The sequence below is a fragment of the Lutibacter sp. A64 genome (genome assembly GCF_022429565.1).
Classification (GTDB): Bacteria; Bacteroidota; Bacteroidia; order Flavobacteriales; family Flavobacteriaceae; genus Lutibacter.
The window spans coordinates 2385327-2402548 of record NZ_CP092487.1 but is presented as its reverse complement, the minus strand read 5'-3'; the positions used below and the strand labels follow the sequence as shown (position 1 = coordinate 2402548).

Here is a 17222-nt window from a genome sequence, read left to right as displayed (position 1 = left end):
ATATTACCAGCCATCTGTTTGTCTAAATGTTGGTACCGCTTCAATTTCTGAACTAGGAATTGGCCACCAATAGTTTCTTTCATTAAATGTTTTTCTTAAATCTGTGCGCTCTACATTTTCATAACTAAATCCTGATGGGTAAATTTCTGATTCTCCACCTTGCCAACGCATTTCTAAAAATTCAACTTTTAAGTTTTCTTCTAAATGAGCCGTTTTCCATCTTCTTATATCATCATATCTAAAACCTTCAAAACATAATTCAATAGCACGTTCATTTCTAATTCGTTCTCTTAGACCATCTTTAGAACCAGAGTATTTAGCATTTACATTAGGCATTCCTACTCTGTTTCTTATTTTATTTACAGCATCAAGGGCAGATAAGCTTGCTCCTGGGGCAGTTCCTCCTGGGCCATATGCTTCATTTGCAGCTTCAGCATAGTTTAAATAAATTTCAGACATTCTGAACAGTATATTATTTGCATAATAGTCTAAATGTCCTTTCCAACCAGATGTTAAATAATATCCATTTGGAATCCATTTTCTTATGCGTAGACCAGTTGTATTTTTAACTTGCCAAAATCTATTAGTTGGTGTTGCAGGGTCATGAATGTCTAATCCTAGTTTACCTTCTTCATTTACGATTGCTAAGTCAGCAGCACCCGATTTGTTTACTGCATTAGCAGTTGTAACTGTCCATGGAACTCCATCAAATAAAATTGCATTATAAAATCTAGGATCTCTATTAATAAATGGTTCTTGAGGGTTGTATGAAGGGTCGTCTTCAATTGGAAGACCACTTTTTGTTTCAAATTTTTCTATAAAATTAGCTAATGCTCCAATATTCATTGGGTTATTGTTACCTTTTGCTATGTCAAACCCTGTTGTTAAATATGTTCTAGGAAGCGGAACTAAAGTTCCACCACCACCAGCAGTAAAATCATTCACCTCCATAAAAATAACTTCTTGAGGTAATGTTTTTGATTTACCTACTCCAACAAATACATTTCGGTAAGGTAGTAAAGCTTCTGGTTCTGGAGTAAAAAGATCAGCACCATTATGGCCAACGTCTATACTGTTAGCACTGCTTGCGTCTACAAGGTTGTATAAACCATTTTCATTTGCATAATTAATTAGGTCTGAAGCAGCAGTTGCAGCATCTATCCAAGGTTGTTGGTCGTTTGAAGTATTTACTAAAGGACTGGCAGCAAATAATGTAATTCTAGATTTTAGAGCCATAGCAGCACCTCTTGTTGGTCGTCCTACGTTTTCAGATTCCCATGCTATTGGAAGTAAGCTTATAGCAAGATCTAGATCTTCTAACATATCCGCTAAATTACTAGCATAAGTTTCTCTTTCTCGTTCTAGAGGTTCGTTAAGACTTAAGTTTTCTTTTAAATAAACAAGACCTCCGTGACGTTTTGTTATTAAGTGGTAAAAATAGGCTCTTAAAAAATGCGCTTGGCCAATTAAGCCGTTAACATCTTCTTCGGAAGCATTACTTATTTTATCACTATTTTCAAGAAAACTATTTACAGTTCTAATTCCTTTCCAAGATTCAAAATATCTAGATACAAAATTTGGTGTAGTAGCAGTTCCAGCTCCAGGTGATAGGTTCATTAAACCTAAATAATCTGAATTGGCGTACGACATATATCTTTGAGGTACACTATTACCCATTCTGCCAGGGTAACCTTCTCCGGACATTGTCATACCTGGAAGTATATCTGGGGCACTAGATTTAGCACTTACTTCAGAAATTAAGTAGGTGTAAGCACCATCTAAATATTTTGTAGCCAAACGAATGTCGCTAAATACATCGGTTTGGTCTAATGATTCGAAGGATTGTTCATTGTCTAAATAATCTTCACAGCTAATAAAAAGGCTTGCCAAGATTAAAATAAATGTATATTTTGTTTTTTTCATAATTTTAATTTTTAAAAGCTCATGTTTAAACCTAGGTTAACTCTTTGTAGTATTGGGTAAGCACCTGGAGAATTTCCTTCAGGATCCGCATATTTCATATCAGAAATGGTAAGAAGGTTGGTACCGCTAATATAAATTTTCAATAATTTAATACTATTACTTTTTTCCATATTAAATTTATATCCAAGATTTACGCTTCGTAATTTAATATAGTCTAGACTAACAATTCTACCTGTAGTAGCTGCTGCTAAATTAGGGTCGTTTACATCTGCATGTATAGCTGGATATGCAGCATCTGGATTACTAGGTGTCCAATAGTCTAATTGCTCGTAACGCGCTGAAGAAACACCTTCAGGAAGCGCGTAAGCTAAACTTCCATTAACAAGACCTTTATGACCTTCAATACCGTTAATTAAGGCGCTTAGAGACCAGTTTTTATATGATCCATTTAATTTTACACTATAACTGTGTTTAGGCGATTTTGGTAAATCAAATCGAATTTGATCTTCAATATTAGTACCTATTACTGTTCCATTTGCATTATAATCAATATATCTGTAATCTCCTAAACCTGGATCTCCTGCGTAAACTGGGTAGTTTACTAATTCATCAATATTTTGGAAATAACCATCTGTTTGTAGTAATGATGATGCGCCGATTGGTTTCCCTTCAATTTTGGTATATTCAGGTGTACCAGCTCCATCCGAGGCACTTTTTAGAACTCTGTTTTCGTAAAAAGCATAAACAACAGATGCAGAATATTTAAATCCGCCTTCGGTTCTGTTTTTGTAGGTTAAAGTAGCTTCAAGACCATGACTTTCTGTTGAGCCTAAGTTTCCAAAAGGAAGTCCGGTAACAAAACCAGCGTAACCAGGAATGGTAGCAGATGGTCTGGCAATTAAACCGTCTCTTTTATCTTTAAATACCTCAACTTCTCCAGATATTTCATTGTCAAAAAGTCCAAATTCAACACCTAAATTTTGTTTTGTAACTGTAGACCATGTTAATTCTTCGTTTCCAAGTTGGGTTTCTCTAATAACAGATAAACGTCCTGTATCACCTTCTCCAAAGTTATATCTCCAAGTTGGTCTTATTGATGCAGTTCCACTTATATTATCATAGAAACTTAAATATTGCCAACGGTTGGTTCCTAAACCACTTTTTGTTCCAGTTTTACCATTAGAATATCTAATTTTAAAATTGTTAAGAGCTGGTATGGCTTCTTCTACCCATTTTTCTTTAGCTAAATTAATACCTACAGAATATGATGGGAAAAACTTAAAACGTTGTCCTTCAGCAAAAGTTTCGTCACCGTTGTATGAACCATTTATTTCGAAAAAATAACGAGTATCATAGTTGTAAGTTGCTCTACCAACCCAAACTTCTTCATAATAAGGGAAATCTGTGTTGTTAATTCTTTTATTACGACTAAAAGCTCCTAATGCTGTTACGCTATGTTTATCAAAAGAACGTTTATAATCAAATTGTGCTTTTGTATAAGTTATTTCTTGAGTATTATTAATACTTTCACTTCCTAAATTAAAATCGTAAGGACGTTCGTAATCTGCACCTTCAAAAGAGTCCCAAGTACCATCAGGTAGTAAATCGTATCTATCTAGTCTTGTTTCTAAAGATGAGTCAAATTTTATTTCACTTTTTGTTTGGTAATTACTAATAAAGTTATATTTACCCGTAAATGTTAAACCTTCAGTAATAAAGTTTAAGTCTTGTTCTAACTGAAAATCAATAGAGAAAATTGTTTTTATAGTATTAGTTGATCCTTCAAGAAAAGTACCTATTGTACGACTTATAGGGAATCTATTTTCTACCAATCCAGGGTAAAGAGGGTCTGGGTAAAGTTCTAGGGCTTCTTCAGGGTAATATGGTACACTACCTCCTGGAGCAATTGTAAACAGCCTTAAAAAATCGGTGCTGGCAGATCCACGCGCTTTATTTTGATCTTCTATTCGGCTACTAACACTTGTTTTTAAACGAGTTGTATTAGATAATGTAAAGTCTAAATTTCCTCTAAATGAATATCTTTCAAATTTATATTCTGGATCGAAGTTGTAATATTGTTTAGAATTTGTAATGTCACCTTCTTGTAAATATCCTGCAGAAGCATAATATTTAACAAAATCTGTACCACCTCTTACAGACACCGACTGATTAAAACTTGTTGCAAAGTCTTTTGTTGTATAGTCAACCCAATCTGTATTTGGATAGATATAAGGTAAATCTCCATTTTTATAGTGTTCTAATTCAGCTTGTGTAGAGAAACCAGTATCAAAAGCAGCGTCATTATAGACACCTACATTTCGTAAACTCTCAGCAGCATATGCGTCTAAAGAATCATATTTGTCTGGGTAAAATTTCATAGTAACTTCACTAGTTATATTTACTACTGGTTTTCCTATTTGACCTCTTTTTGTAGTAATTATAATAACTCCGTTTGCACCTCTAATACCGTAAACGGCAGTAGCAGCACCATCTTTAAGTGTACTAACACTTGCTACATCTCTAGGGTCTATATTTGCAAACCCTCCAACAACTTCAACCCCATCTACTAATATTAATGGGTCTGAGTTACCACGAATATAAATATCACCCGCATCGTCTCCTGGTTCACCAGTAGTTTGAACAATATTTAAACCTGGTGAAAGTCCACTTAATGCATTGGTAATATTAGAAGCACCAGATTCTATTATTTCTGCCCCTTTTACTTGGCTAATGGCTCCTAAAACACTCTCTTTTTTTTGTGAACCATACCCAACAATTACAACTTCATCTAATTTTGAAGCGTTTTCAACCATTACAATTGTTAAGGTTTTTTGGGTGTTGATTAATACTGTTTGTTCCTTGTAACCAATATACGAGAAACTTAAAATTTCGCCTGGATTTACGCTAATTTGAAAATTACCGTCAAAATCTGTAGTGACACCTTTTGAAGTGTCCTTAATTAAAACATTAACGCCGATTAGTGGCATTCCTGTTTCGTCAGTCACCGTACCTGAAACGTTGGATTGGGACCATACAGAAATAAGACTAAAACAGCATGTAAAAAGTGTAATTATCTTTAATTTCATAATGTTAAATTTGTTTAGTTTATTTTTAATGTGCTCTAGAAAATTTCTCTTCTAGAATATTGTTATACAAAAATAAGATGTTTAAATGTTTTGATTTTCTCAATTATGGGGGGTAAATGTTACTGAAATGTTAAATAGCCTTGTTAAAATAGTGTTGTTTATGGGTTTTAACAAAATATTACCATTGTTTTGAAAAATAATTTATAAAGCAAATAAGGGTTGTTTAATGCTAATTTTAATAATAATAAAATCTTTTTATTATTAGGAATTTAAACTTTGTAGTACTTGTTTAGCAGTCTATTAAACGGTGGTCTTACATTGTAATTAGGGCTTTGTTTTTAATAGGTGTTGAGTGAATAATTATAGTTTGTTGTGGAGATTTATGTATCTGTACAACATTAAATCAACTTTTAGTAAGGTGAAGAAATAACAGTATTAAAAAATGTTAAAACCCTGATATAAATGATTTTAAGATTGTTTTATTCAAATAAAGTAACATTTACCCCCCATAATTGAGAAGTTTTTTTGGTATAAAAATTTTAAATTTGTGAAATAATTTTTTAAAAGTGTTTTTAAAGTTGAATAAAATTTAAAGCAATAGAATAATGAATTTAAAATTATACAAAAGCTTCTTAGGTGCATTTATATTACTCGTAAACTTAAGTTGTAAAAACAATACATCCACGGTTATAGATAAAGATACAATTAAACCTAATGTTGTAGTTATTTACCTTGATGATTTAGGATATGGGGATTTAAGTTGTTATGGAGCAACAGCTATAAAAACTCCAAATATCGATAATTTAGCATTGGGAGGTGTAAAATTTACCAATGGTTATGCTACTTCTGCAACTTGCACACCTAGTCGTTATGCTTTATTAACTGGAATGTATCCTTGGAGAAATAAAGATGCTAAAATATTACCAGGAGATGCTCCTTTGTTAATAGACACAAAGCAACAAACTTTACCTAAAATGCTATCAAAAGCAGGTTATCAAACTGCTATTATTGGAAAGTGGCATTTAGGTTTAGGATCGGGATTTGTAAATTGGAATGAGACTATTAAACCAGGGCCTAATGAAGTGGGTTTTGATGAAGCATACATCTTAGCCGCCACTCAAGATCGAGTACCTACAGTTTATATTGAAAATGGGAATGTGGTAAATTTAGATAAAAGTGATCCTATTGAGGTTAATTATAAAAAGAATTTTGAAGGAGAACCAACAGCAAAATCAAATCCAGAAATGCTAACAATGAAATGGCACCATGGTCATAATAATAGCATTGTAAATGGTATTCCAAGAATTGGATATATGAAAGGTGGGGAAGCAGCAAAATGGAGTGATGTTGATATGGCAGATCATTTTTTAAGTAAAGCACAAGATTATATAAAAACACATAAAGAAAAACCATTTTTTCTTTATTATGCAATGCAACAGCCACATGTTCCAAGAACTCCGCATCCAAGATTTGTTGGTAAATCAGGAATGGGGCCAAGAGGCGATGTTATTTTAGAGGCAGATTGGTGTATAGGAGAATTTATAAAAACCCTTGAAGATGAAGGAATTTTAGAGAATACTCTTATTGTATTTTCTAGCGATAATGGTCCTGTTTTAAATGATGGTTATTTTGATGATGCCGTTGAAAAATTAGGTAATCACGATCCTAAAGGAGGTTTACGCGGAGGTAAATACAGCCTTTTTGAAGCAGGAACACGTGTACCTTTTATAACTTATTGGAAAGGTGAAATTAATCCGGGCGTGTCAGATGCTATAATTTGTCAAATGGATTTATTGGCTTCATTAGCAGATCTTGTTGGGGTAAATGAAAAATCAACTGATAGTAAAAACTTCTTAAATACATTAATGGGGGTTTCAGATAAAGGTCGTGATCATTTAATTATTGAAGCAAAATCTAATACAGCTTTAAGAAGTGGAGATTGGATTATGATACCACCATATAAAGGGCAAAGTATTAATAAAAAAGTTGGTACAGAAACAGGTTATTCATTAGAATATAAACTCTATAATCTTAAAAATGATATAGGTCAACAAAATAATTTGGCAAAAGAAAATCCTGAAAAGTTAAAAGAATTGATTCAAATATTTGAAAACTTGAAACAATAAAATAGCCGAATATATTTCCATTTATTTTAAAATTATGAAAAACATACTTCCAATATTGCTGATTTTTATAATTTTTGGTTGTTCTAAAACAGCTGAAATAGAGCAAGAAACACCCTTAAAAATTTGGTTTAATCAGCCTACAACAAAATGGGATGAAGGTTTGCCTATTGGTAATGGTAGCTTAGGAAGTATGATTTATGGAACTCCAACAAAAGAAATAATTTGCCTTAATGAAGAAACTATTTGGAGTGGGAAAAAATGGTATAATGATAAAAAGGATGGGAATAAGGCTTTAGGTGAGATTCGCCAATTATTGTTTGATGGTGAATATGTTGAAGCTGAAAAGGTAGTTGCCGAAAAATTATTAGCAAAGCGTTTACCTTCAGGAACCAATGCAAATCAGATGTTGGGGAATTTATTTATTGAAAATTCTGATTTAGATAGCCTTTTGAATTATAAACGTGAATTAGATCTAAACCATTCTATTGTAACAACTTCATTTCAAAAAAATGGGATTACTTATAAGAATGAATATTTTTCTAGTTTTCCCGATAAAGTGATGGTTTTTAAATACTCAGCAGATAAAGATAGTTCTGTTAGTTTTTCTGCAGGTGTTAAACGTACTGAAAATACTAAAATTGAATTGGCTGAGAATGTTATAAAATTTTCTGAGCATGTAGGGGACGGAATAGGTGTTAAGTTTTATGCTATTATTCATTTTGAAACAAAAGGAGGAAAATTAGAAGTTAAAGATGGAAAATTAGTGATATCAGAAGCGGATGAGGTAATTATCCGTGTAACTGCAGTTAGCGATTATCGTACTGATAGCCCGAAGACCTTGTGTCAGCAGAATTTAGACCACGCATTGTCTTTAAATTACAATGAATTAAAGGAAAAACATATTGCTGATTATCGCTCTTTGTTTAAACGAGTAGATTTTCATATTTCAGATAATGATGGTTTAGATTTACCTACAAATCAACGTCTTAAAAAAGTAAAAAATGGAGGCTTCGATAATTACCTTACACAGCTTCAATATCAGTTTGGAAGGTATTTATTAATTAGTAGTTCTAGACCAGGAACATTACCTGCCAATTTACAAGGAATATGGGTTAATGGTTTAACACCTCCTTGGAATTCCGATTATCATATCAATATCAATGTTCAAATGAATTATTGGATGTCAGAAATGACAAATTTATCTGAATGCCATGAACCGTTTTTAGAATATATCGGTAACCTTCGTGAAATGGGGCGAATTACAGCAAAAGAAACTTATGGTTGTAGCGGTTTTGTGGCACACCATACGAGTGATATTTGGCACAATACTTTTGGTTTTGGAAGGGCAAGATATGGTATGTGGCCTATGGGTGCAGCTTGGTGTTGCCAACATTTGTATACACATTTTGAATATACAGAAGATAAAGAGTACCTAAAAAATTATGCATATCCTGTAATGAAAGAAGCTGCGCAGTTTTTTGTAGATTTTATGGTAATTGACCCTAAAACAGGGCAGTTACTTTCAGGGCCTTCTGTATCACCCGAAAATAGTTTTTTAGATAAAAATGGAGAAATGGCAACCATTAGTATGGGATCTACAATGGATAGAGAAATAATTTTTGAATTGTTTCAAAATTGTATTTCAGCTGCAGATATTTTGGGTATCGACATTGATTTTAAAAATACTCTACAAAGTAAAATGCAGCAAATGCCGCCACTTAAAATAGGAAGTGATGGACGTTTAATGGAGTGGGTTGAAGAGTTTAAAGAAGAAAATGAAGGGCATAGACATATATCTCATTTATATGCTTTGCATCCTTCTAATCAAATTTCAAAAACAAAAACACCTGAGTTATTTGAAGCTGCAAAAAAAACCATAGAACATCGATTGGCTAACGGAGGTGGTCATACAGGCTGGAGTCGAGCTTGGATTATAAACTTTTGGGCGCGTTTATTAGAGCCTCAAAAAGCCCATGAAAATATTGTAGCATTGCAACAAAAATCTACATTACCCAACCTATTAGATAAACATCCTCCATTTCAAATTGATGGTAATTTTGGGTTGGTTTCTGGTGTCACAGAAATGTTAATGCAAAGCCATGAAGGAGAAATATTTGTATTGCCTGCTTTACCAAAAGAATGGGCAAATGGTTCAATAAAAGGTATTGTGGCTCGTAAAGGCTTTGAAGTAGATATAGAATGGAAAGAAGGAAAACTTCAATCGCTTGTTGTACGCTCTAAACTGGGAAATAACTTACAAGTTCGTTATGGAAAAACTCTAAAAAGTTTTGATACAAAAGTAGGTGAAGTATTAAAGTTTAACAATCAGTTATTAAAGCTTTAATTATCGATAGTTAGGTTTACTGAGCTAAAATACGTTTACTTTTTAGTTAATGATTATTTAATTGGAATAACAAAATGAACGTATATTTTATTAAGTCCTATTAAAACTGGTTGGTCCAAAACAAAAGTTCCATCATCAGATAATTTTGAATTTACTAAAATGTCGGATGGATTATGGTATGGTAAACTGGTAAAATCTACTAGTAATATGGAGTGTACAATTGTTAATTTATAGTCATCTTTTTTTTGATTTTAACGTAGTTTTTTTGTCTTTAAGGCGCTAATTACATTGGATAATTAGAGTCTTTTAAAGCTATTATGTAAATGTGCAACATTTGTGGGTCTCAAATGAGAATTACAAAACAAAGGAAGTTAATACCTTTGAAAGTATTTCTAAAGTAGGTGTGTAAAAACAAATAAATAATTAACGGATTTAAAATTTAATTCCACAATTTACATAATTTAAAATGACTAAAATTTCAACTTCCATTTTAATTCTATTGTTTTCAATAGTGTTAATGTCATGTAATTCGTCTAACAATAAGACACAAGATTCTGTAGCTTCCAATGTTGAAGGAAGTACAAGTAAACCAAACATAATTTATATCCTTGCAGATGATCTTGGTTATGGAGATTTAAGCTGTTATGGCCAAGAAAAATTTTCTACACCAAATATAGATAAACTAGCTTCTAAAGGAATGATGTTTACACAGCATTATTCAGGAAGTACTGTTTGTGCACCATCGCGTTCTGCTCTTTTAACTGGTATGCACACTGGTCATACGGTTGTTAGAGGTAATAAAGAAATTCAACCAGAAGGACAATATCCAATACCGGATGATACATATACTTTAGCTGAAGTTATGAAAAAAGCAGGTTATACAACAGGTGCTTTTGGTAAATGGGGATTAGGTTTTCCTGGTTCAGAAGGAGATCCTGTAAATCAAGGGTTTGATACTTTTTTCGGGTATAATTGTCAACGATTAGGGCATAAGTATTATCCAGATCATTTATGGTCAAATAGAGATTCTATTGTTTTAGAAGGTAACGAAAACTTTGCAAATAAAATTTATGCACCAAGTGTAATTCACGAAAAAACCATCCAATTTATAGAAGATAATAAGGATAAACCATTTTTTGCATATGTAGCATCTATTATTCCACATGCTGAATTAGCAGCCCCAGAAGAACTTATGGCTAAGTACAGAGGTAAATTTTTACCAGAAAAAGTGTTTACAGATAATAGTACTCCTGCAGAATTAAGAAATGGAGCATACCAGTCTCAAAATGAATCTCATGCTGCTTTTGCGGCTATGATTGATTTATTAGATCAACAAGTTGGTGAAATAATGACTAAAGTTGAAGAACTTGGAATAGCTGATAATACAATTATTATTTTTACATCAGACAATGGTCCACATAAAGAAGGTGGTGCAGATCCAAATTATTTTAATAGTAATGGTGTTTTTAAAGGAACGAAAAGAGATTTATATGAAGGGGGAATTAGAGTGCCAATGATTGTTAAGTGGCCAGGGAAAGTTAAAGAGAATAGTACATCTAACCATATTTCTGCTTTTTGGGATGTTTTTCCAACATTTTCTGATATTATAGGTGTAGACAAACCAAATAATATAGATGGAATTTCATTTTTACCAGAAATCTTAGGTAATACTGAAGCGCAAAAAGAACATGAATATTTATATTGGGAGTTTCATGAAAAAGGCGGTCGTCAGGCTGTAAGAATGGGAGATTGGAAAGCTGTAAAATATCAAGTGCTTAAAAATCCTAATGCTCCAATTCAATTGTACGATTTATCTAAAGATCCAAGTGAGAAAAATAATGTAGCAGCTCAAAATCCTGAAATAGTTTCAAAAATGGAAACTATAATTAAAGAAGCAAGAACACCATCAGATGTATTTACATTTAGTCAAACAACTTTTTTAAATGTAGATTAAGATGAGGGTGTTTAAAAACAAACATATTTTAGTAATTATTTGCTTGTTTTTTCAGCTGTCTTATTCTCAAGAAAAAGAAGGTGTAATTAATATTGATACAAAAACAGGGCATGCTATAAAAATTGGTTCTAGTGGTTTTAATGTTAGAATTGCAGACAAAAGTTGGAGTTATTTACATCCAGATTTTAGAAAAGCGGTTCATGAGTTAAACCCAGGGTGGTTACGCTATTTTTCTGGAACTATGGGAGATGCATTTAGTAGCGCCACAGGTCAATACGATATTGATTATGCTATGATGTTCGATCATTCTAAGTCATATTTAAAAGGTTATAGATTTACAGAAATTAAAGGACCACATCGTATTATAGATTTGTATGATTTGTTGAGTGAAATAAATGGAAAGTTAATTGTAACTATTAATGGGTTTTCTGAAACTCCAGAAATGACACGCGAGCTTGCAAGATTCTGTAAAAACAATAATATTGAAGTCGCAATTTGGCAATTTTGTAACGAACCTTATTTTTATGTCCCTCATAGAGAACGTTATTGGTGGAATAATGGCTACGATTATGCAGCTAAAATGAAACCACATGCAGATGCTATTAAAGAAGTATTTCCTGAAGCATTTTTAGCTTTAAATAATACTTGGGATGGTATTTGGGGTTTTATGAAAGAAATTAACAGTTACCAAAAGCAACAAGGTGCTTATTGGAATGTGTTTTCTAAACATTCATACGCTCCACATACTGGTAAAAAAGAAACAATAGAGAACGCTTATAAAAGAGCAAATACTAAGCTTTTAGAAGCAACTTCTATGGAGGCAATGCAAGAAATTGAAGATTATACTTGGGATAATGTACCTATGGTTATTACTGAATTTGGCGTATGGAATCCACCATTAAATGGTATTTATTCTAGTATTTATAATATAGAATATGTTATGCGTCAGTTACAACACCCAAATTCTTGGTATATTGGTGCTCATGAGGTAAGTAGTAAGTATAGGCCTAAAATAAATATTAATAATCAAATTGAAGAGGCTTATAAAAATGGTACTAAACTTCAAACAGACCTTATTTCAACAGGTGTAAATAAAACATTAGAAGGTAAGGCGTATGAAATTTATCACGATGTAACTAATCATTCAAATTTTATATTTAACTCAACTGTTACAAATGGTTTTGAAGCTCCTGGTCTAAAAAATGCTGTTGAAACAGGGTTTTATACACAAGCATATCGCGGTATAAATGGCTACGATTATTTAGTGTTTACCAACAGAACAGTGCAATCAAAAGATTTTGATATAATTATTGATGGGAATCAACTAAATAAACAAATTGAGGTAAATTACATTACTGCAGACTCACTTAACGTTAAAAATACCGAAATACAAAAAGCGGTTTTTAATAATGGAAAAATTAATATTCCACCATTTAGTGTTTCTGTTGCCAAATGGAGTTCTAAATTAGTAACTAAGCCTGCAAATCCAACAATTTATAAAGGAGAAATAATGGCTTCAGGTATTAAATTAACTTGGGGAGAAATAGAAAATGTAAAAAATTATACTATTTTTTATGGTGAAGATTCTAATAACTTAATTCAGAAAATTAAGATTGAAGATCCTTCTGTAAATTCAATAGAAATTGACAAGTTAAAAAAGGATGCTATTTATTATTTTAAAATGAATGCAGAAAATAAACAAGGATCAAGTGAATTTTCTAATCAAATAGTTATAAAAAATAGTATTCCAACTATACCAGAAATATTTAAAACATCGAGAAGAAATAATACAGCCACTATTTTTTGGAAAAGTGTGCCAAATGCTTCTGGATATAAGCTTAAATATATAAACCAAACTAATAACAAAGAAACTTTAGTAGAAGCCAATAATGTATTTGGTTTTAGAGTAGACGGTTTAGAGTATAATGTACCTTACAAGTTTTCAGTTGCAGCATATAATGGTATTGGTATTGGAGAGTTTTCAAAAGGAGAAACACTTGTTTTGTCTGAAAAAGTGCCGTTAAGTCCAAGAAATGTATCTGCAATTAGAGCTGAAGATGGAACTGTATCTGTAAAATGGATTGAACAAAATTCAATTCTTCCAGAAACTACGTATAACATTTATAGAGGAGTGGAACTGCATAAATATCATAAAATAGCAAGTGGCATAAAAGGTGTTTTTTATAAAGATACTTCAGCTGAAAAAGATAAGCTTTATTTCTATACTGTTAAAGCTGAAACATCTGCGGGAGAAAGTAATTTTTATCCTAATACAGCCACTTTGTTTGGAACAGATGAAAAGTACTTAATAAATATAACCGATATTGAAAAACAAGACAATGGTTATTTGTTTAAAGTAGCATTTAAAAATATTTTATTAGACGGTGAGTATTCTTACGGTCTTAAAATAGAAAATATATCTTATTTAACTGTTGAAGAGCAAATTGTGCAAGGTAAAAAATTGTCAATTAAGTCAAAAACGTTTGAGGTATTTGTTCCAAATTCTGAATTGGTAAAAAAATCTAAATACTCAATTAAAGCATTTATTAATACCAATGGTAAAGATCTTTTTAGCAATTTGCCAGATAAAAATATTCAAACAGATTAGATCTTATTTCACTTGAATACATAAAAAAATACCGAATAATGAAAACAATAAAGTTTCTTTTAATATTGGTTTTAATCACTTCTTGTGAAGTCAATAAAAATAATAAAAAAGAAAATATAACAACTAAAAGTGCAACTCCTAATATCGTTTATATTTTAGCGGATGATATGGGTTATGGAGACCTTTCAGCTTTAAATCAAAAATCAGGAATTCAAACACCTCATATGGATAAAATAGTTGAAGAAGGTGTTCATTTTACAGATGTTCATACAAATTCTTCAGTATGTACGCCAACTAGGTATGGAATTTTAACAGGACGTTATGCTTGGAGAAGCCGTTTAAAAAAAGGGGTTTTAAATGGTTATGATGAACCTTTAATAGAAGAAACTAGGCCAACTATTGCTTCTTACCTTAAAAGCAACGGTTATAAAACTGCTTGTATTGGAAAATGGCATTTAGGTTTAGGTTTTCAGCCAAAAGATGGTGAAGCAGCCATAACTGAAAAAAATGGAGTTAGTAATATAGATTTTAATAAAAAAATTAAAAGTCCTAGCGATTTAGGATTCGACTATTCATATGTAATATCGGGTTCTTTAGATATGCCTCCTTACGTGTATGTTGAAAACGGAAAAGCTGTAGAGTTACCTACGGCATATACAAAAGGTAAAAATCAAAATAAAGAAGGACGTGGTATTTTTTGGAGAGCTGGAGAAAAGGCGCCAAGTTTTGTGTTTGAAAATGTGTTAGATAATTTTACTAAAAAATCAGTTTCGTTTATTGCAGATCAAAAAGAAGTTGATACTCCTTTTTTTCTGTACTTTCCTTTAACAGCACCTCATACTCCTTGGTTGCCAACAGGTGATGCTGTTGGGAAATCTGAAGCAGGACGTTATGGAGATTTTGTTACAATGGTAGATGATGCTGTTGGTGCAGTTGTTGATGCTTTGGAAAAAGCGGGTAAAATGGATAATACATTAATAATTGTAACTTCAGATAATGGATCTCATTGGAAACCGGCAGATAAGAAAAAGTATGCGCACCGTGCTAATTATATTTATAGAGGTCAAAAAGCAGATATTTATGAAGGTGGACACAGAGTACCATATATAGCTAAATGGAATGGAGTTATTCCTGCAGGTTTTGAGTCTAATCAAACAATGTGTACTACGGATTTATTTGCAACTTTATCAGGGATTTTAAATAAACCAATGGTTAAAGAAGGAGCTGAAGACAGTTTTAATTTGTGGTCGGCTTATACTTCAACTGAAAATCCAGCTACAAGAGGTGCAGTTGTTCATCACTCATTCAGTGGAATGTTCTCGATTAGAAAAGGGGCTTGGAAATACACTCCAAATTTAGGATCTGGAGGGTTTACAAAACCAAAATCTATGCAAGCAAAAAATGGTGAAGTACCGGGAACCTTATATAATATTGAAAAGGATCCAGAAGAGAAAAATAATGTGTACAGTCAATATCCCGAAGTAGTTAAAGAATTAGATGAGCTTTTGGAGTTATATAAAAAACAAGGGTATAGTAGAGAGTTATAATTAAACGAACCATAAAAATTATTATATCGTATAATGTTTTAATAAAAAAAGCTACTGTGAATCCATATATAGGTTAAAATTATAGCGTTTAGCTATAGAATAAATTACCTTAGTAAATTAGAATTATATTAATAAAATGTATTATAAAAATGAAACATCTAGTAATTAAAATTGTATTTTTTTTCACTTTATTTATTGGTTTTCAAGCGTTAATTGCTCAAACTAAATTACCATCAATTTTATCGGATAATATGCTTTTACAACAAGCTACAGATGTGAAGATTTGGGGTTGGGATACGCCAGGACAAAGTGTAATTGTGAATCCTTCTTGGACAAAATCAGTAAAAACAACTACTAATGAATCTGGGAAATGGCAATTGTTAATCTCTACACCAAAAGCTGGAAAAAAGGGTAGTTTAAAAATAAGCGGTTCAACAAAGCTAACTATAAATAATATTTTATTTGGAGAAGTTTGGTTGTGTTCTGGGCAATCTAATATGGAAAGACAATTAGGTTTTCGTAACAATCAAAAACCGATTGTGAATTTTTGGGAAGAATCACAAAATGCAAATAATTCTAATATACGTATGTTCTTGGTTCAAAAGAAAAAATCAACTACTCCGTTGGAAGATTGTGAAGGTGAATGGGTTGAGTGTACGCCAGAAACAGTTTTAAATTTTTCGGCGGTTGGTTATTTTTATGGAAAACAGTTATCGGATAAATTAAAAACCCCTGTTGGTTTAATCCAGTCTGCTTGGGGAGGAACTAGAGTTGAACCTTGGACTCCTAAAGAAGGTGTTGAAAAAACAACTTTAGAAAAAGCTGCTCAAAATAAATTTTCCAATCTGTATAACGGTATGATTTCACCCTTAATTAATTACAGAATTAAAGGTGCGATTTGGTATCAAGGAGAATCTAATGCTAAAAATTGGAAAGAATATAAAATACTTTTCCCAAATATGATATCTAGTTGGAGAGCACAATGGGGTATTGGTAATTTCCCTTTTTATTTTGTACAAATAGCACCTTATAATTATTCAGATAAATTTGCTGTGCCACAAATAGTAGAAGCACAATTAGAAGCTTTAAAACTACCAAATACAGGTGTAGCAGGTACCCAAGATATTGGTGCTATTTATGATATTCATCCACCTCAAAAAAAAGAAGTTAGTCGTAGATTAAGTTTAATAGCTTTAAATAAAACATACGGTAAAAGTAATATTGTCTATGCAGGGCCTTCTTTAAAATCTTATAAAACTGAAGGTGAAACTTTAGTTATTGATTTTGAAACACCAGGTTCTAAATTACATTCAGCAGGAGGTAATATGGGTGGAATACCATCATTTTATATTGCTGGAGAAAATAAAACGTTTCACAAAGCACAAGTAAAACAAGACGGAAATACAATTATTTTAAGTTCTTCTAAAGTAAAAAAACCGGTTGCAGCAAGATATATTTGGGCTAATAATGCCAACGGAACATTGTACAACAAACAAGGATTACCAGCATTACCTTTTAGAACAGATAATTGGGATGAAGTGCTTTATGCTCAGTAAGTTAATAAATATTTATGCATTTGTAAGTTGTTATGTAATGGCAATAAAGTCTGTAGATAAATAGTCTACTAAATAGAA

At 32.0% G+C, this 17222-nt stretch carries 8 protein-coding genes; 6 read left to right on the top strand and 2 right to left on the bottom strand.

Annotation, left to right across the window (positions count from 1 at the left end):
* Positions 1-3: 3 nt before the first annotated feature.
* Together MKD41_RS09700 and MKD41_RS09695 are read right to left on the bottom strand one after the other, a co-directional pair.
* Positions 4-1923, bottom strand: coding sequence for a RagB/SusD family nutrient uptake outer membrane protein (locus MKD41_RS09700; RefSeq protein ID WP_240242097.1), 1920 nt, complete (start codon positions 1921-1923; stop codon positions 4-6).
* 11 nt (positions 1924-1934) lie between these two features.
* Entirely contained in the window at positions 1935-5009 is a 3075-nt protein-coding gene (locus tag MKD41_RS09695; RefSeq protein ID WP_256451663.1) for a SusC/RagA family TonB-linked outer membrane protein, read from the bottom strand.
* Between the two features lie 605 nt (positions 5010-5614).
* On the opposite strand from MKD41_RS09695, the gene MKD41_RS09690 reads away from it, so the two are divergent.
* The 6 genes from MKD41_RS09690 (at position 5615) to MKD41_RS09665 (ending at position 17144) form a co-directional block, all read left to right on the top strand.
* Complete coding sequence (locus tag MKD41_RS09690; RefSeq protein ID WP_240242095.1) at positions 5615-7135, top strand: sulfatase family protein; 1521 nt, start codon at positions 5615-5617, stop codon at positions 7133-7135.
* Positions 7136-7169: 34 nt separating this feature from the next.
* Positions 7170-9479, top strand: a complete 2310-nt coding sequence (locus MKD41_RS09685) for a glycoside hydrolase family 95 protein (protein WP_240242094.1) — start codon at positions 7170-7172, stop codon at positions 9477-9479.
* A 466-nt stretch (positions 9480-9945) separates the two neighbouring features.
* On the top strand, positions 9946-11433 hold the full coding sequence (locus MKD41_RS09680; protein ID WP_240242093.1) for an arylsulfatase: 1488 nt from the start codon (positions 9946-9948) through the stop codon (positions 11431-11433).
* 1 nt (position 11434) lies between these two features.
* Complete coding sequence (locus MKD41_RS09675; protein ID WP_240242092.1) at positions 11435-14041, top strand: fibronectin type III domain-containing protein; 2607 nt, start codon at positions 11435-11437, stop codon at positions 14039-14041.
* 38 nt (positions 14042-14079) lie between these two features.
* A complete protein-coding gene (locus MKD41_RS09670) occupies positions 14080-15588 on the top strand; it encodes a sulfatase-like hydrolase/transferase (RefSeq protein WP_240242091.1) in 1509 nt (502 codons plus the stop codon).
* Between the two features lie 149 nt (positions 15589-15737).
* Positions 15738-17144, top strand: a complete 1407-nt coding sequence (locus MKD41_RS09665) for a sialate O-acetylesterase (protein ID WP_240242090.1) — start codon at positions 15738-15740, stop codon at positions 17142-17144.
* Positions 17145-17222 lie beyond the last annotated feature (78 nt).